The sequence below is a fragment of the Caulobacter sp. CCNWLW153 genome (assembly GCF_036889365.1).
GTDB classification, from domain to species: Bacteria; Pseudomonadota; Alphaproteobacteria; order Caulobacterales; family Caulobacteraceae; genus Caulobacter; species Caulobacter radicis.
In genome coordinates this window covers 279,854-296,278 of record NZ_JBAKFV010000004.1, presented here as the reverse complement: position 1 = coordinate 296,278, position 16,425 = coordinate 279,854, and the positions used below count along the sequence as shown (strand labels likewise).

Annotated in this window: 12 protein-coding genes and 1 pseudogene; 6 read left to right on the top strand and 7 right to left on the bottom strand. The window is 69.5% G+C overall.

Annotated elements, in window-relative coordinates:
• Positions 1-7 precede the first annotated feature (7 nt).
• Positions 8-775 (top strand): SDR family oxidoreductase, encoded by a 768-nt coding sequence (locus tag V6S85_RS08920; RefSeq protein ID WP_334348728.1) that lies wholly within the window; start codon positions 8-10, stop codon positions 773-775.
• A gap of 202 nt (positions 776-977) precedes the next feature.
• Here V6S85_RS08920 and V6S85_RS08915 read toward each other — a convergent pair whose 3' ends face one another.
• Entirely contained in the window at positions 978-1,823 is an 846-nt protein-coding gene (locus tag V6S85_RS08915) for an arginyltransferase (protein ID WP_101717594.1), read from the bottom strand.
• Between the two features lie 111 nt (positions 1,824-1,934).
• Positions 1,935-2,834: a flagellar motor protein MotB gene (locus V6S85_RS08910; protein ID WP_116570101.1), complete on the bottom strand. Its 900-nt coding sequence runs from the start codon at positions 2,832-2,834 to the stop codon at positions 1,935-1,937.
• Between the two features lie 126 nt (positions 2,835-2,960).
• Here V6S85_RS08910 and V6S85_RS08905 point away from each other — a divergent pair, with 126 nt between their 5' ends.
• Together V6S85_RS08905 and V6S85_RS08900 are read left to right on the top strand one after the other, a co-directional pair.
• Entirely contained in the window at positions 2,961-3,818 is an 858-nt protein-coding gene (locus V6S85_RS08905) for an NAD(P)-dependent oxidoreductase (protein WP_334348726.1), read from the top strand.
• 2 nt (positions 3,819-3,820) lie between these two features.
• A complete protein-coding gene (locus tag V6S85_RS08900; RefSeq protein WP_334348725.1) occupies positions 3,821-4,903 on the top strand; it encodes an alpha/beta fold hydrolase in 1,083 nt (360 codons plus the stop codon).
• A gap of 166 nt (positions 4,904-5,069) precedes the next feature.
• Here V6S85_RS08900 and V6S85_RS08895 read toward each other — a convergent pair whose 3' ends face one another.
• The 5 genes and pseudogenes from V6S85_RS08895 to V6S85_RS08875 form a co-directional block, all read right to left on the bottom strand.
• Positions 5,070-5,960, bottom strand: coding sequence for an exonuclease domain-containing protein (locus V6S85_RS08895; protein WP_334348724.1), 891 nt, complete (start codon positions 5,958-5,960; stop codon positions 5,070-5,072).
• Positions 5,936-8,284 carry an NAD-dependent DNA ligase LigA gene (gene ligA, locus V6S85_RS08890; protein WP_334348723.1) on the bottom strand — a complete coding sequence of 783 codons (2,349 nt, stop codon included), beginning with the start codon at positions 8,282-8,284 and terminating at the stop codon, positions 5,936-5,938. Before ligA ends, V6S85_RS08895 begins: the two co-directional genes overlap by 25 nt.
• Positions 8,285-8,462: 178 nt before the next feature.
• On the bottom strand, positions 8,463-9,452 hold the full coding sequence (locus V6S85_RS08885; protein ID WP_334348722.1) for a DUF2891 domain-containing protein: 990 nt from the start codon (positions 9,450-9,452) through the stop codon (positions 8,463-8,465).
• Positions 9,433-10,326 (bottom strand): annotated as a pseudogene (locus tag V6S85_RS08880) (DUF979 domain-containing protein). Before V6S85_RS08880 ends, V6S85_RS08885 begins: the two are co-directional and overlap by 20 nt.
• A gap of 56 nt (positions 10,327-10,382) precedes the next feature.
• Positions 10,383-11,051: a DUF969 domain-containing protein gene (locus V6S85_RS08875; protein WP_116570094.1), complete on the bottom strand. Its 669-nt coding sequence runs from the start codon at positions 11,049-11,051 to the stop codon at positions 10,383-10,385.
• A 151-nt stretch (positions 11,052-11,202) separates the two neighbouring features.
• Between V6S85_RS08875 and V6S85_RS08870 the strand changes: the two genes are divergently transcribed.
• The 3 genes from V6S85_RS08870 to V6S85_RS08860 all read left to right on the top strand — a co-directional run bounded on the left by V6S85_RS08870 (position 11,203) and on the right by V6S85_RS08860 (position 16,424).
• Complete coding sequence (locus V6S85_RS08870) at positions 11,203-11,979, top strand: class II aldolase/adducin family protein (RefSeq protein WP_334348720.1); 777 nt, start codon at positions 11,203-11,205, stop codon at positions 11,977-11,979.
• A 174-nt stretch (positions 11,980-12,153) separates the two neighbouring features.
• On the top strand, positions 12,154-13,278 hold the full coding sequence (locus tag V6S85_RS08865; protein WP_334348719.1) for an efflux RND transporter periplasmic adaptor subunit: 1,125 nt from the start codon (positions 12,154-12,156) through the stop codon (positions 13,276-13,278).
• The gene (locus V6S85_RS08860; protein WP_334348718.1) at positions 13,278-16,424 is read left to right on the top strand and encodes an efflux RND transporter permease subunit; all 3,147 of its coding nucleotides are present in this window, start codon (positions 13,278-13,280) and stop codon (positions 16,422-16,424) included. Before V6S85_RS08865 ends, V6S85_RS08860 begins: the two co-directional genes overlap by 1 nt.
• Position 16,425: the final 1 nt, after the last annotated feature.

The window sequence follows — 16,425 nt, the reverse complement described above, 5'->3', positions numbered from 1 at the left end:
AAATCACATGCAGGATCTGTTTTCGCTCGAGGGCCGTGTCGCCCTCGTCACCGGCGGTTCGCGCGGCATCGGCCGGATGATCGTCGAAGGCTTCCTGCGCCACGGGGCGGCCAGGGTCTACATCACCGCCCGCAAGGCCGGCGCCTGCGACGAGGCCGCGCAGGAGCTGTCGCAGTTCGGTGAGTGCGTCTCGCTGCCGGGCGACATCTCGACGATGGAGGGCGTGCAGGGCCTGGCCGCGCGAATCCTCGAGCGCGAGAGCAAGCTCGACATTCTGGTGAACAACGCCGGCGCGGCCTGGGGCGCGGGCATCGACGAGTTCCCCGAGGCCGGCTGGGACAAGACCGTCGACCTCAACATGAAGACGCCGTTCTTCCTGACCCAGGCCCTGCTGGCCCCGCTGCGCGAGGCGGCCAAGACCCGGGTGGCCAAGGTGATCAACATCGCCTCGATCGACGGCCTGTCGGTGACCAAGGAGGAGACCTATCCCTACGGCGCCAGCAAGGCCGGCCTGATCCACATGACCAAGCGCATGGCCCTGCGCCTGGCGCCCGAGAACATCGCGGTCTCGGCCATCGCGCCGGGCGCCTTCGCCAGCGACATGAACCGCGTGGCCCGCGATCACGCCGACGCCGTGGCCAAGTTCATCCCCGCCGGCCGCATCGGCGAGGCCGAGGACATGGCGGGGGCTGCGATCTATCTCGCCTCGCGGGCGGGCGACTACGTGGTCGGCTCGACCCTGGCGGTCGACGGCGGAGTGGCCTGGTCGCGGTAGGCCTGATCCCTCTCCCGAGGGAGAGGGAGGGGCCCAGGCGAACCCTGGGAGGGGGAGGGGTTAAAGCCTGACCGATCGAAGCGCTGTTGGAGCGTCGTCGCGGCGGTCGGGGTCTGTGTGAAATCGGCCAAGAGTGAAACCACTCACCCTCCCACCGCTGCGCGGCGGGCCCCTCCCTCTCTCAAAGAGAGAGGGTTTCTCCCTATGGCTTGCCCGCCGCGGGCAGTTCGGTCAGCGGGATGGCGTCGGACAGCTCGACCTCGCGCACGGCCGGGGCCGGGGCGGCCTTGGGCGGGCGGGCGCCGCGCTCGCGGGCCGACATCAGCGACCAGCCGCCGGGCTTGAGGATCTCCAGCGGCGAGAACTTGGCCTTGTAGGCCATCTTCTCCGATCCGGGCACCCAGTAGCCCAGATAGACATAGGGCAAGCCGGTCAGGCGGGCCTGGACGATGTGGTCGAGGATGATGAACGACCCAAGGCTGCGGCGCTCCTGCGTCGGGTCATAGAAGCTGTAGACCAGCGACAGGCCGTCGGCGAGCACGTCGACCAGCACGCAGGCCACCAGTTCGCCCGGGCCGCGGTCGACGGACGGACGGCGATACTCGATCAGGTGGGTGCGGACAGCGGTGTCCTCGACCATCGCCACGTAGTCGGGCCAGGTCATTTCCGCCATCCCGCCGTCGGCGTGGCGGGCGGTGAGGTAGCGGCGCAGCAGCTCGAACTGCTCCAGCGTGGCCTCGGCCTCGACCAGGCAGCGCACCAGATCGTTGTTGCGGTTCAGGGCGCGGCGCTCGGAGCGCGAGAATTCGTAGTCGGCGGCGGGCGCGCGGGCCGACTGGCAGGCGCGGCACGTCTCGCAGGCGGGCCGGTAGGCGATGTTCTGGGAGCGGCGGAAGCCGACCTGGGTCAGGCTGTCGTTGACGCCGGGGCCGTCGGAAAGAGGCAGGTGGGTGAACACCTTCCGCTCCTGGCGGCCGGGCAGGTACGGGCAAGGGGTTGGCGCCGTCAGGAAGAACCGAAGCTGTCGCGTCGGAAAATGCTGCGTCACGTCGTCCCTGTCCCCTTACTCCCGGTCAGGCCCCCGCCCGATCCGTGAAGGTGATTAGGCGGCATGCCGAGCCGTTGTGCAAGCAGGACAAACGCGCGACGCGGCTAACGGTCACAGGTTGTCGGGCAGGACGGGCTTTTCGCGCAACAGGACGATGGAAATCCGGCGGTTGCCGGCCAGGGTCGGGTCGTCGGCGTAGAGGGGCTCGGAATTGGCCTTGCCCGAGACCTGGTAGATGCGGTCGTCGTCGACGCCTGCGCCACGCAGGATCTGGCGCGAGGTGTCGGCCCGCTGGGCCGACAGGGCCCAGTCGCTGTCGGCCTTGCGGCCGCGCTGGTCGGCGCTGGTGTGGCCCGAGACGGTGATGCGGTTGGGCAGCTGGTTGATGACCTTGGCCACCGCGCGCAGCAGCAGGCGGGCGCGGTCGTTGGGCTCGCGCGAGCCCTCCTTGAACATCGAGCGGCCTTCCTGGTCGACCAGCTGGATGCGCAGGCCTTCCGGGGTCTGGTCGATGAGGATCTGTTTCGACAGTTCGGCCAGTTCCGGCATGTCCTGCAGCGACTGGCGCAGGGACTGGGCGGCCGAGGCGAAGCTGTCCTGTTCCTTCTTGGCCAGGGCGTCGCGCAGGGCCTGCTCGCTGGCCGAGTCGAGGCTGGCGGTGGTCGAGGACTGGCCGTCCTGGTTGGTCTGCTCAGGGGCCTCGGGCGCCATCTGCTGGACGACCGACATCTTGCCGTCGGCTTTGGCGCCGTCGTCGCCGAGCGAGGTGCCGCCCAGGATGCCGCCCGAGCCGCTGGTGCTGGACGAGATCGAGGCGGGTGCGAAGTAGTCGGCGATGCCCTGCTTCTGTTCGGGGCTCGTCGTATTGAGCAGCCACATCAGCAGGAAGAAGGCCATCATCGCCGTCACGAAGTCGGCATAGGCCACCTTCCAGGCGCCGCCATGGTGACCATGGCCGCCGCCCTTCTTGACCTTCTTGATGATGATCGGCGCTTCGCCGGTCGACGCCATCGTGCTTAAGCCTGCTTAACCCTGTCGAGGCAACCTGCCCGCAGGACGTTAAAATGGCGTTGCGATACGGGCCCGATGGGCTCATGCACGGGGCCAATTCGCAGGGTGCGGCAAGGAGTCTCGCGCATGAGGACGGCGTTCATCGGTCTTGGCGTCATGGGCTTTCCGATGGCGGGCCACCTGCAGGCCGCGGGCCACGAGGTGACCGTCTACAACCGCACCGCCGAAAAGGCCGCGCGCTGGGTGGAAAAGCACGGCGGCAAGAGCGAGCCGACCATCGCCGGGGCCAGCACGGGCGCGCAGCTGGTCGCCCTGTGCGTGGGCAACGACGACGACGTCCGCGCCGTGGTGGCGGAAATCCTGCCGGCCCTGGAAGCCGGCGCGATCATCGTCGACCACACCACCACCTCGGCCAAGGTGGCCCGCGAGATGGCCGACCTCTGCGCCGCCAAGGGCGTGGGCTTTCTCGACGCGCCGGTCTCGGGCGGGCAGGCCGGGGCCGAGAACGGCCAGCTGACCATCATGGTCGGCGGGGACGAAGGATCTTACGCCGCGGCCGAGCCGGTGCTGAACGTCTACGCCAAGGCCATGCGCCGTATGGGTCCGTCGGGCGCGGGGCAGCTGACCAAGATGTGCAACCAGATCGCCATCGCCGGCGTGGTGCAGGGCGTGGCCGAGGCGCTGCACTTCGCCAAGCGCGCGGGCCTGCCCACCGACGACGTGCTGGCGGCGATCTCCAAGGGGGCGGCCCAGTCCTGGCAGATGGAGAACCGCTGGGGGACGATGTCGCGCGGCGAGTTCGAGTTCGGCTTCGCGGTCGACTGGATGCGCAAGGATCTCGGCATCGCCCTGGACGAGGCGGCCAGCAACGGCGCGACCCTGGAGGCCACCAGGTTGATCGACGGCTTCTACGGCGAGGTGCAGGCCATGGGCGGCAATCGCTGGGACACCTCCAGCCTCGTGGCCCGCCTCGAGAAGAAGTGAACATGCGACGCCTGCTTCTGACCCTGGCCGCCTGCGCGGCCCTGAGCCCCGTCGCCGCCGCCTCCTCTTCGGTCTGGGCCGCGCCGGCCGTGACTCCCAAGGAAGGCGACTTCGTCGTTCGGGACTTCAAGTTCGGCTCGGGCGAGACCCTGCCGGAGCTGCGGCTGCACTATACGACGCTGGGCGAGCCCAAGCGCGACGCGCAAGGGCGCGTGACAAACGCCGTGATGGTGCTGCACGGCACCGGTGGTTCGGGGAAGCAGTTCCTGTCGCCGCAGTTCGCCGACGAGCTGCTGGTTCCGGGCGGCCTGCTGGATCCGGCCGAGTGGTACGTGATCCTGCCCGACGGCATCGGCCACGGGAAATCCTCCAAGCCCTCGGACGGGCTGAAGGCCAGGTTCCCGCACTATGACTACGACGACATGGTGCGCGCCCAGCACCAGTTGCTGGTCGAGGGTCTGAAGGTGGATCGCCTGCGGCTCCTGATGGGCACGTCGATGGGCTGCATGCACGGCTTCGTGTGGGGCGAGACCTATCCGGGCTTCGCGCAGAAGCTGGCGCCGTTCGCCTGCCAGCCGGCAGCCATCGCCGGCCGCAACCGCATGTGGCGCAAGATGACCATGGACGCCATCAAGGCCGACCCGGCCTGGAACGGCGGCGACTACGCCGAACAACCCAGGCAGGGCCTGCGCACGGCCACCGACTTCCTGATCATCGCCGGCGCCTCGGCCCTGCCGATGCAACTGGCCCTGCCGACCCGCGAGGCGACCGACAAGGCGCTGGAGGCCGACTTCAACCGCCGGATCGCGGGCCTGGACGCCAACGACCTGCTCTACCAGGTCGACGCCTCGCGCACCTACGACCCGTCGGCGGGGCTGGAGAAGATCGAGGTTCCGGTCCTCTGGATCAACTCGGCCGACGACTTCATCAATCCGCCGGAGCTGGGCATCGCCGAGCGCGAGGTCAAGCGGCTCAAGCGCGGGCAGTTCGTGCTGCTGCCGGCCAGCGAGAAGACCAAGGGGCATGGGAGCCATACCTGGGCCGTGCTGTGGAAGGACCGACTGGCGGCGTTTTTGGCCAAATGATCCTTCTCCCCTTGCGGGAGAAGGTGGCGGCCGAAGGCCGACGGATGAGGGGTTTCTCAGACGCCAAACGCCGCGACAGCTGAATAGCCGTCGCTGCGTTTCTGTTCGCGCAACCCCTCACCCGACCCGCTTCGCGGCCCACCCTCTCCCGCAAGGGGAGAGGGGTTTACCCCACCAGCGCCAGCCAGGCCTCTTCGTCCATCACCTGCAACCCGCGCTCGCGGGCCGTGCGCAGCTTGGCGCCGGCGCCGGGGCCGGCGACCACGAGGTCGACGGCCTTGGTCACCGACAGCACCACCCGCGCGCCCATGGCCGCGGCCAGGTCTTGAGCGTCGGGGCGGCTCATGGTGTCGAGCTGGCCGGTGAAGACGACGGTGCGGCCGGCCAGACGGCGCTCGGCGCCCGGCGGCAGGACAGGGCGTGGCGGGGGCGGGGCCTTCCTGGGAAGATGCCGGCTCTGCGACGGAGCGTAGTCGCCCTGGCTCAGCCGGCCGAGCGTCAGGCCGATGCGGGCCGGCAGGTCGTGGACGCCGGTAGCGCCGGCCCGGCCGGCGGCGGCGAGGGCCACCTGGCCGCAGGCATAGGCGTCGCCGGCCGCGTCGTGGTGCTTGAAGCTGATCCCCAGATGCCGGCCGACCACGTTCAGCTTGTGCGAGGGCAGGCTGGGCCAGACGCTGCGGGCGACCTGCACCGTGCACATGTAGTCGAAGGCCGGCGGGGCGATGCGATAGTGCTCGCAGGTGCGGCGGATGACGCTGATGTCGAACGCGGCGTTGTGGGCCAGCACCAGGGCGCCGTCGAGCTTGGCCCGCAGCCCGTCCAACACGGCGGGAAACTCGTCGGCGTCCGCCACGTGGCCCGGGCCGATGCCGTGGAAGGCTATGTTGAACGGCGCGAAGCGCATGTCCCAGGGCCGGATGTAGTGGTGCTCGACGCGGGCGACCGCGCCGTTCTCGATAAAGGCCAGACCGATCGAGCAGGGGCTCGACCGGGTCTCGTTGGCCGTCTCGAAGTCGATGGCGACGACCTTCATCAGCCGGCGACCAGGGCCAGCCATTCGTCCTCGGTCATCACCTGGATGCCGAGGTCCTGGGCGGTCTTGAGCTTGGAGCCGGCGCCGGGGCCGGCGACCACCAGATGGGTCTTCTTGGACACCGACGAGGCGACCTTGGCGCCCAGGCTCTCGGCCTGGGCCTTGGCCTCGTCGCGGGTCATCTTCTCCAGCGCGCCGGTGAAGACCACGGTCTTGCCGGCGACGGCGGTGTCGGTCTTGGGCTTGGCTACGGCCTGGACGTAGAGCTGGGCCAGGAGGTTCTCGACCTTCTGGCGGTTGTGCTCTTCGGCGAAGAAGCGGGCCAGGGACTGGGCGGCGACGGGGCCTACGCCGTCGATGGCGGCCAGGGTCAGGTAGTCGTCGCCCGGCGCGCCCTTGGCGGCTTGCGCCAGGCCCTCGGCGAAGGCCTCCCAGGTTCCGTAGCGCTGGGCCAGGGCCGCGCGGGCCGGCTTGGTCAGCTTGGGGACCACCTGGCCGATCTTCAGCTCCAGGTCTTCGGACTGCGGCCAGGGGTCGGCCGGCACGCCGGCGCGGCCGGCCTCGACCAGCAGGTCCAGCGCCTTGGGGCCGACGCCGGCGGCGGTCGACAGCTCCAGATAGGTCGCGCCGGGCAGGCCCTTTGCGGCGCCCTCGGAGGCGGCTTGCAGGTCGGCGAACTGGTCGAAGTGGCGGGCCAGCACCGTCGAGGTGGTCTCGCCGATGTCGCGCGCGCCAAGGCCGTAGATCATCCGGTCGAGACCGATGGTGCGGCGGGCCTCGATGCCGGCGACCAGGTTCTTGACCGAGGTCTCGCCGTAGCCGTCGCGTTCGCGCAGGGCGGCCAGCTTCTCCTCGTCGCGCGCCAGGGCGAAGATGTCGGCCGGCTCCTTGATCCAGCCTTCCTCGAAGAAGGCCTGGAGCTGCTTTTCGCCCAGGCCCTCGATGTCGAAGGCGCGGCGGGAAACGAAGTGGCGCAGGTGCTCCACGCGCTGGAACGGGCAGGCGAACTCGCCGGTGCAGCGGCGGACGACGGACTCGATCCCATTGGCGTTGGTCTCGCGGGCCAGCGGCGTCTTCAGCGGGCACTCGCAGACGTGCGGGAATTCGTAGGGTTCCGCGCCTTCAGGGCGCGCGGCGACGTCGACCTCGACGATCTGCGGGATCACGTCGCCGGCCCGTTGCAGGACCACGGTGTCGCCGATGCGGGCGTCGAGGCGGGCGATCTCGTCGGCGTTGTGCAGGGTGGCGTTGGTCACCGAGACCCCGCCGACGGTGACGGGCTTCAGCCGCGCGACGGGGGTGTGGGCGCCCGTGCGGCCGACCTGGATGTCGATGGCTTCGAGAATGGTCCTGGCGCGCTGGGCCGGGAACTTGCGGGCGATGGCCCAGCGGGGCGAGCGCGAGACGAAGCCGAGGCGGCGCTGCCGCTCCAGGTCGTCGACCTTGTAGACCACGCCGTCGATGTCGAAGGCCAGCTGCGGGCGCAGGGTCTCGAAGCGGGCGTAGATGTCGAGCAGGCCTTGCGCGCCCTCGACCCGCTCGGCTGGCGGGGCGGTGGTGACGAACCCCCATTCCTTCAGCTTGCCGAGCGCCTCGGACTGGCTGGCGGCGAAGGGCGCCGACACCAGGCCCCAGGCATAGCCGAAGAAGCGCAAGGGCCGCGTGGCGCTGATCTTCGGGTCGATCTGGCGCAGCGAGCCGGCGGCGAAGTTGCGCGGGTTGGCGTAGGTGCGCGAGCCGGCCTCCTCGGCGGCCTTGTTGAAGGCGGCGAAGGCATCGAGCTCGACATAGACCTCGCCGCGGATCTCGATCACGTCCGGCCAGCCCGAGCCCTTCAGGCGGTGGGGGATGTCGGCGATGGTCTTGAGGTTGGCGGTCACGTCCTCGCCGACGCGGCCGTCGCCGCGCGTGGCGCCCTGCACCAGCACGCCCTTCTCGTAGCGCAGCGAGGCCGACAGGCCGTCGATCTTGGGCTCGGCCATGTAGAAGACCGGTTCGTCGGCGGCCAGACGCAGGAAGCGACGGATGCGGGCGTCGAACTCCGCGGCCTCGTCGTTGGAGAAGGCGTTGTCGAGGCTGAGCATCGGCACGCCGTGCTCGACCGGCGAGAACTGGGCCGAGCGCGCGGCGCCGACCTTCAGGGACGGCGAGTTCTCGCGCTGCAGGTGCGGGAAGAGCGCCTCGATATCGGCGTTGCGGCGCTTGAGTTCGTCGTACTCGGCGTCGCTGACCGTGGGGGCGTCGTCCTGATAGTAGCGCAGGTCGTGGCCGGCCAGGTCGTCGGCCAGGCGCTCCAGTTCCTCGACGGCCTGGGCTTCGGTGAGATCAGAGACGGGGATCAGGGGCACGGGTCGGCGAATCCGGTTGCGGTCGGCGGGGCAGGTTAGATGATCCTCCCCCTGTGGGGGAGGTGGCCCGAAGGGCCGGAGGGGGGACGTTTTCAGCCGCCGCTGACCTGAGAGCGTCAGCAGCAACTTCCCCCTCAGTCGCTTCGCGACAGCTCCCCTTTCAGGGGGAGCATCTTGCTTACCCCTCCAGCATCGCCAGCAGCGCGAAGCTGGCCAGCCAGTGTTCGCCCATGTAGTCGCCGGTGACGTGGGGCAGGGCGGTCGCCAGGTGCAGGTCGGCGGCTGCCGTGGCCACGGCGGCGAGCGCCGGCGGGGCGTCCTTGGCGACTGCGCGCCAGCACCAGGCGCGGGAAAGCGACAGGCCGTCGAGGTGGGCGATCTTGCCGTCGGTGCGGTCGCTGACGCTGGGCGGGGTGAACAGCGTGGCGGGGCGGCGGTCGGAAAGGTCCGGAAGGAAGGCGGCGAACCACTCGGCGAAGCTGTCGGGGTGCAGGCGGCGCATGGCCAGGGCCTCGACCAGCGCGGAAGAAAGGAAGTCGTCGCCCGACGGCTCCCAGGCCTGGCAGGCGTGATCCTGGCCGTACCAGGCGGCGGCCTTCGCCGCGAGCATGGCGCGGAAGTCGGCGTCGCCTGTCGCATCCGCGTAATCTGCGGCCAGGGCCAGGGCGAAGGCGGTGTTGGAGTGCACGCCGGCCCGGATCGGATAGTCGGCGATCGGCAGGAAGGCGCGGTAGCGGGCGACGAAGGCGTCGGCCAGCGGCTGCATGACGGCGGCCCAGGGCGCATCGTGGCCCAGCAGTTCGGCTTGCAGCTTCAGCAGCCAGGCCCAGCCGTAGGGACGCTCGAAGCCGCGGCTTTCGGGGCGGGCCAGATAGGCGACCTCGGCGGCGACCTTCTCGGCCGTGAACGCGTCGTCGAACAGGGCGCGGATGGCGCTAGCCTCGGCGATCTGCGGATGCAGGCGCAGGATCGTGGCCAGGGTCCAGTAGCCGTGGACGCACGAGTGCCAGTCGAAGCTGCCGAAGAAGATCGGGTGCAGGGCGCGCGGCCCTAGGGCGTCGGCGTCGCCCGCCATCACGTGGTCGAGCTTGTTGGGATACTCGCGGGCGACGTGGCCGAGGGCGGCCTGGGCGAAGCGGGCGGCGGTCTCAGCGGAAGGCGAGGACATACATCAGGACCATGTTGATCAGCAGCATCAGCACCGCCGTCGGCGCCTGGGCCTGGATGACGGCGTAGCGGTTCGAAAGCTGGAGGAGGGCGGCGGGAACGAGGTTGAAGTTGGCGGCAAGCGGCGTCAGCAGGGTGCCGCAGAAGCCCGACAGCATGCCGATGGCGCAGACCACGGCCGGGTCGCCGCCGAAGCGGCCGATCACCAGCGGCAGGCCGATGCCGGCGGTCATCACCGGGAAAGCGGCGAAGGCGTTGCCCATCATCACGGTGAAGATCGCCATGCCCAGGCAGTAGGCGACGACCACGGCCAGGCGGCTGTCGATGGGCGTGATCGCCAGGGTGATGTCGCCGATGGTCTGGCCCACGCCCGCCAGGGCGAAGACCGCGCCCAGGGCGGCCAGCATCTGCGGCAGCAGGGCGGCTCAGCCGACCAGGTCCATCAGGCGGCGACCTTCCTGAAGCGGTGCGCTGGCGGGCTGCTTGAAGAGGCGCTGGGCCAGGATCGCGGCGACCACGGCGGCGATGGCCAGGGACACCAGCGTCGCCTGCTTGGGATCGACCATGTGCTGGCCGTTCCAGGTCAGGGCCTTGAACGCGAAGGTGCCGGCCAGAACGATCACCGGGATCAGCAGGGCAGGCAGGAACAGCTTGAGGCCGAAGCGCTGCGCCATTTCGGCCCGTTCCTCGCCGGTGGTGGTGGCGGGCTGGCCGACGCCCAGGCGCCCCGTGCCGGCCAGCAGGGCCAGCGCCACGACCAGGAAGCCGTTGCCCAGATCGCCGAAGCGGTCGCCGAACAGGAAGCTCAGCGCGAACAGGCCCCAGAAGGCGGCGTTGCCCCAGCGCTTGGGATTGGCCTTGTCGCCCGCGCTCATCGCGGCGAAGGCGGTGAACATCAGGCCGGCGAGGACGTAGACGAGCGGCAGGCCGATCATGCTTTGGTCCTCCGGCGCGAGAGCTTCCGGTCGAAGAGCAGCAGGCGCGCCCCGTGCACCAGGAAGGCGCAGATCGCCGTCGGTATGGCCCAGACCGACAGGTGCAGGGGCTCGACCACCAGGCCGTTCTGGTCGAGGAAGCCGACGATCAGCAGGATGGAGCCGATGGCCATGAAGACGTCCTCGCCGAAGAAGACGCCGACATTGTCGGTGCCGGCGCTCATGGCCTTGACCTTGTCGCGGGTTGCGTCGTCCAGGTCGCCCTGGTTCTCGGCGGCGGCCTCGGCCATGGGGGCGACGAGGGGGCGGACGGTCTGGGCGTGGCCGGCGATCGAGATCAGGCCCAGGGCCGCGGTCAGCTGGCGGGCCAGCAGGTAGACGACCAGGATCCGCCCGGCGGTGGCCGCCTTCATGGCCCTGACCGCGGTGCGGGCGCGCTCCTGCAGGCCCGAGCGCTCCAGCACGCCGATGGCGGGCAGGATCACCCAGACGATGCTGACATAACGGTTCTGGTTGAAGGCCTTGCCGAAGGCGGCCAGCACCTCCAAGGGGCCAAGGCCGGCGGCCAGGCCCGAGGCCATGGCCGCGCAGACCACCACCAGCAGCGGATTGAACCTCAGCGCGAAGCCGAGGACGATCACGCCCACGCCGATCAAGGGCAACATGCGGACGATCCCCCGTCTTCGAATCCGCCAGGACCGTCCGACGGCGAAAGGGCTCTGGCAAGTACGATCCCGTCTAACGCTGGTCGCTTGACGTCGGCGCCCGTCGGCGCGACGCTCAACTCAACAATGATAACTTACGGGAGCAAGCGTCATGGCCGACGGAACCGGCGCGATCGCCGCATCGATCAAGGATCAGGTCAGCGAGGCCGAATGGCAGGCCCGCGTCGACCTGGCGGCCCTCTATCGGCTGGTCGGCCTGCACGGCTGGGACGACATGATCTTCACCCACATCTCGGCGCGGATCCCGGGCCCCGAGCACCATTTCCTGATCAACCCGTACGGCATGTTCTTCGGCGAGATGACCGCCTCGTGCCTGGTTAAGGTCGACCTGGACGGAAACGTCATCGACAAGACGCAGTACTTCATCAATCCGGCGGGCTTCACGATCCACTCGGCCATCCACGCCGCGCGTGAAGACGCCCAGTTCGTGATGCACCTGCACACCGACCAGGGCGTGGCCGTGGCCGCCCACGCCGAGGGCCTGCTGCCGCTCAGCCAGCAGGCGCTGATCGTCACGCCGCAGCTGGCCTATCACGACTACGAGGGCATCGCCCTGAACCTGGACGAGCGCGAACGGCTGGTGGCCGATCTGGGCGACAAGCGGTTGATGCTGCTGCGCAACCACGGCACCCTGGCCACGGGCCGCACGGCGGCCGAATGCTGGCTCGGAATGTTCTTCCTGGAGCGCGCCTGCGCCCAGCAGGTGATGGCTCTCAGCGCAGGGCGCGATCACGTGCTGCTCGCTCCGGAGGCAGCCCAGGCAGAGGTTCGCAGCCAGACGGGCATGGGTCTTGGCATGATCGCGGGGCTGGCCTGGCCCGGTTGCCTGCGCCAGCTGGACCGCCAGTCCCCGGGCTACGCGGATTAGGCGGCTGCAGCCAAGCTTGGCGACCGATGTTACGTCACGCTAAAGCTTTGCAACTGTTTCAAAGTTGAAATGTCACGTAATTCTAGTGTCACTAGACGCGGGTCTAGGGTGGGGTCATATGTCGCCCCAACCTAGACCTTAAGGGCGCCGGTTCAACGGCGCCGGAGCGTATTTGTGATCCGCAGGCACTTCTTCCTCATCGCGGCCGGGGTCGCGTTGGTTCTGATGATCCTGGCCGGCGGAGCCAAGCTGATGCTTGGCGGCAAGGCCGAAGGGCAGGGCGGCCCGGGCGGCCGCGCCACGGCCGTCTCGCAGGTCAAGGTCGGCGAGCGACCCTTCACCGATCGCATCGAAGTGCTGGGCGTGGCCAAGGGCCGCCAGTCGGTAACGATCACCTCCAACACCACCGAGCTGATCACCGCCGTCCACTTCACCGACGGCCAGCTGGTTTCGCGGGGGCAGGTCCTCGTCACCCTGAAGGACGACCAGGAGACCGCCGACATCGCCCAGGCCCAGGCCAACCTGGACCAGGCCAAGCGCAACTACGACCGCTGGAAGACCCTGGCCGACAAGGGCATCGCCCCGCGCGCCACCGCCGAGCAGAATCTGGCCGCCTATGAGAGCGCCAAGGCCGCCCTGGCCTCGGCCAAGGCCCAGCGGCTGGACCGCGTGATCCGCGCGCCGTTCTCGGGCCGCGTGGGGATCTCCGACGTCGCCCCGGGCACGCTGATCGCGCCGGGCGGGGCCATCGTCAGCCTGGACGACGCCTCGGTCGTGCGGGTCGATTTCTCGGTGCCCGACCGCTACCTCGCCACCCTGCGCGACGGCCTGCCGATCAAGGCCAGCCCCGACGCGCTGCCGGGCGAGACCTTCCAGGGCCAGATCGCCCAGATCGACACCCGCATCGACGCGGCCACCCGCGCCATCAAGGCCCGCGCCGAGTTCCCCAACCCCGGCGGCCGGCTGAAGCCGGGCATGCTGGTCAAGGTCGCCATCGACCAGGGCGTGCGCCAGGGCCTGGCCGTGCCGGAAGCGGCCGTTCAGTTCGAAGGCCAGCAGGCCTCGGTGTTCCTCGTCGCCAAGGGCGAGAAGGGTCAGGTCGCCCGCCGCACCAACATCACCACCGGCCTCACGGCCGACGGCTTCGTCGAGATCCGCTCGGGCCTGAAGGCCGGCGACCTGGTGGTGGCCGACGGCCTCAACCGCGTGCAGGACGGCGGCGCGGTGCGCGACGTGGCCAAGCCGGCCGGTGGCCCGGGCGGCCAAGGCGGCAAGCCCCAAGACCGTAAGGCCGGCTGATGCTGTCCGACATCTCCGTCCGCCGCCCGGTATTCGCCGCCGTCGCGGCGATCATCCTGTGCGTCATCGGCCTGGCGGCCTTCGGCTCGCTGCCGATCCGCGAACTGCCCAATGTCGACCCGCCGGTGGTGTCGATCTCGACCGTCTATCGCGGCGCCTCGGCCGAGGTCATCGAAGAGCGCATCACCCAGGTGATCGAGCGCCAGGTCTCGGGCATCCAGGGCATCGACCGGGTCAACAGCTCCTCGCGCGACGGCCGCTCGCAGATCAGCATCACCTTCCGCCTGGACCGCGACCTGGACGCCGCCGCCAACGACGTGCGCGACGCCGTCAGCCGGGTCTCGGCCAACCTGCCCGACCAGGCCGACCCGCCGCAGATCGCCAAGGCCAACGCCGACGCCTCGCCGATCATCATCCTGAACCTGACCTCGACGACCCTGGATCCGCTGGAACTGGCCGACTACGCCGACCGCTACCTGGTCGAGCGGATGTCGACCATCGACGGCGTGGCTCAGGCCAACCTGTTCGGGGCCAAGATCTACGCCATGCGCATCTGGCTGAACGCCGACGCCATGGCCGCCCGGGGCGTGACCGTCAGCGACGTCGAGGACGCGCTGAACGCCCAGAACCTGGAACTGCCGGCCGGTTCGCTGGAAAGCAGCGCCAAGGACTTCACCATCCGCGTGGCCCGCGCCTACGCCACGCCGGCCGACTTCGCCCGCCTGCCGATCCGGGCCGCGGACGGCAACGGTTTCGTGCTGCGCCTGTCGGACGTGGCCCGCATCGAGGAAGGCCCGGACGAGCGCCGCCGCCTGTTCCGGGGCAACGGCGTCGACCAGGTCGGCATCGGCCTGACCCGCCAGTCGCAGGCCAACGACGTCGCCATCTCCGACGCCGTCCGCAAGGAGGTGGAGGTCATCAACCAGACCCTGCCGCCCGGCACCAAGCTGGTGGTGGCCGTGGACAACTCGGTGTTCACCGCCGAGGCCATCCACGAGGTCTGGATCACCATGGGCATGTCCGTGGCCCTGGTGGCCCTGGTCAACCTGATCTTCCTGGGCAGCTGGCGCTCGGCGCTGATCCCCTCGATCGTCGCGCCGATCTGCATCCTGTCGACCTTCATCGTGCTGGCCCCGCTGGGCTTCTCGCTGAACCTGCTGACCTTGCTGGCCCTCGTGCTGGCCGTCGGCCTCGTCGTCGACGACGCCATCGTCGTGGTCGAGAACATCCAGCGCCGGGTGGACGAGGGCGAGCCGGCCCTGATCGCCGCCCAGCGTGGCTCGCGCCAGGTGTTCTTCGCGGTGGTGGCCACCACGATCGTGCTGATCTCGGTGTTCGCGCCGCTGATGTTCCTGCCCGGCTATATCGGCCGCCTGTTCGTCGAACTGGCCGTGGCCATCGCCGCGGCCGTGGCCTTCTCGGCGCTGCTGGCGCTGAGCCTGTCGCCGATGATGGCCTCCAAGCTGCTCAAGCCCGCGCACGGCGGGGGCTGGTTCAACAAGCGCATGGACTGGGCGATGGATCGGCTGAAGGAAAGCTACCGCGCCTCGCTCGAGAGCCTGCTGGGGGTGCGCGCCGCCAGCTTCGCCGCCGGCGGGGCGGTGATCCTGCTGGCAGGTTTCGCGGCGCTGCTGTTCGTCAGCCTGCCCAAGGAACTGGTGCCGGCCGAGGACCGCGGCCGCGTCGACATCCAGATCAGCGCGCCCGAAGGCGCCGGTTTCGACTACACCGCCGGCATCGGCGCCAAGATCGAGAAGATCATGGCCCGCTACCGCGAGGACGGCATCGCCGAACGCACCATCCTGACCATCCCGCGCTTTGGCCAGAGCCAGTTCAACTCGGGCAACGGCGTGGTGGTGCTCAAAGGTTGGGGCGAGCGCGACAAGACCGCCGACGACGTGGCGGCCGAGCTCAACAAGGACCTCTCGAAGATCACCGGCGTGCGCGCCGTGGCCAGCGTTCGCGGCGCCTTCCAGCGCGGCGGCGGCGGTGGTGGCGGGGGCGGCACCAATGTCGACCTGATCGCCGTGGGCAACGACTACGTGCAGCTGTCCAACTGGCTGAAGCCGATCCTGGCCGCTGCTCAGGAGAACCCGGGCTTCTCGCGCCCGCGCATCGACTACGAGCCGACCGCGCCGCGCCTGTCGGTGCAGATCGATCTCGACAAGGCCGCCAGCCTCGGCGTCTCGGCCCAGGCCGTGGGCCGGGCGCTGGAGACCATGTTCGGTTCGCGCCAGGCGACGACCTACATCAAGAACGGCCAGGAATACGACGTCATCCTGCAGACCGAACTCGATCAGCGCCGCAGCGTCGCCGATCTCGACAAGCTGCAGGTGCGCACCAACGCCGGCGGCCTGGTGCCGCTGTCGACGGTGGTGAAGACCGAGCTGCGCGGCGACACTCCGGATCGTCCGCGCGTCGACCGCCTGCGCTCGGTGACCCTGACCACCCAGCTGTCGCCGGGTTACACCGTCGAGGACGCCGTGAGCTTCTTCCAGCAGCAGGCCTCGCAGCATCCGACCCCCGGCGTCAGCATCAAGTGGGGCGGCCAGGCCAAGGACTACCTGGAAGGCTCGGGCGGCATCGCCATCGCCTTCGGCCTCGCCCTGCTGCTGGTCTTCCTGGTGCTGGCCGCGCAGTTCGAAAGCTGGATCCATCCGGCGGTGATCATGCTGACCGTGCCGCTGGCGGTGCTGGGCGGCCTGTTCGGCCTGGTCATGGCCGGCTCGACCATCAACACCTACAGCCAGATCGGCCTGATCATCCTGATCGGCATCGCCGCCAAGAACGGCATCCTGATCGTCGAGTTCGCCAACCAGCTGCGCGACGAGGGCCTGAAGGTCACCGAGGCGGTGATCGAGGCGGCGGCCCTGCGCCTGCGCCCGATCATCATGACCTCGATCGCCACGGCCATGGGCGCCTTGCCGCTGCTTCTCTGGACAGGGGCCGGGGCGGGAAGCCGCCAGACGATCGGGGCCGTGATCTTCTTCGGCGCGATCGTGGCGACCCTGCTAACGCTGTTCATCGTTCCGGTGTTCTACAACCTGCTCGCACGCTTCACGAAATCTCCGGAGTGGACGGCGCGGCAGATCGAGGACTATGAAGCGCGCGAAAAGGCGGGCGAGGGGCATACCTCACCCGTATAAA

Coding starts and splice junctions, on each gene's coding strand:
- V6S85_RS08885 (WP_334348722.1), bottom strand. CDS start 9,452: ATGTCCTCGCCTTCCGCTGAGACCGCCGCCCGCTTCGCCCAGGCCGCC.
- V6S85_RS08905 (WP_334348726.1), top strand. CDS start 2,961: ATGAGGACGGCGTTCATCGGTCTTGGCGTCATGGGCTTTCCGATGGCG.
- V6S85_RS08870 (WP_334348720.1), top strand. CDS start 11,203: ATGGCCGACGGAACCGGCGCGATCGCCGCATCGATCAAGGATCAGGTC.
- V6S85_RS08920 (WP_334348728.1), top strand. CDS start 8: ATGCAGGATCTGTTTTCGCTCGAGGGCCGTGTCGCCCTCGTCACCGGC.
- V6S85_RS08875 (WP_116570094.1), bottom strand. CDS start 11,051: ATGTTGCCCTTGATCGGCGTGGGCGTGATCGTCCTCGGCTTCGCGCTG.
- V6S85_RS08860 (WP_334348718.1), top strand. CDS start 13,278: ATGCTGTCCGACATCTCCGTCCGCCGCCCGGTATTCGCCGCCGTCGCG.
- V6S85_RS08910 (WP_116570101.1), bottom strand. CDS start 2,834: ATGGCGTCGACCGGCGAAGCGCCGATCATCATCAAGAAGGTCAAGAAG.
- V6S85_RS08895 (WP_334348724.1), bottom strand. CDS start 5,960: ATGGCTGGCCCTGGTCGCCGGCTGATGAAGGTCGTCGCCATCGACTTC.
- V6S85_RS08900 (WP_334348725.1), top strand. CDS start 3,821: ATGCGACGCCTGCTTCTGACCCTGGCCGCCTGCGCGGCCCTGAGCCCC.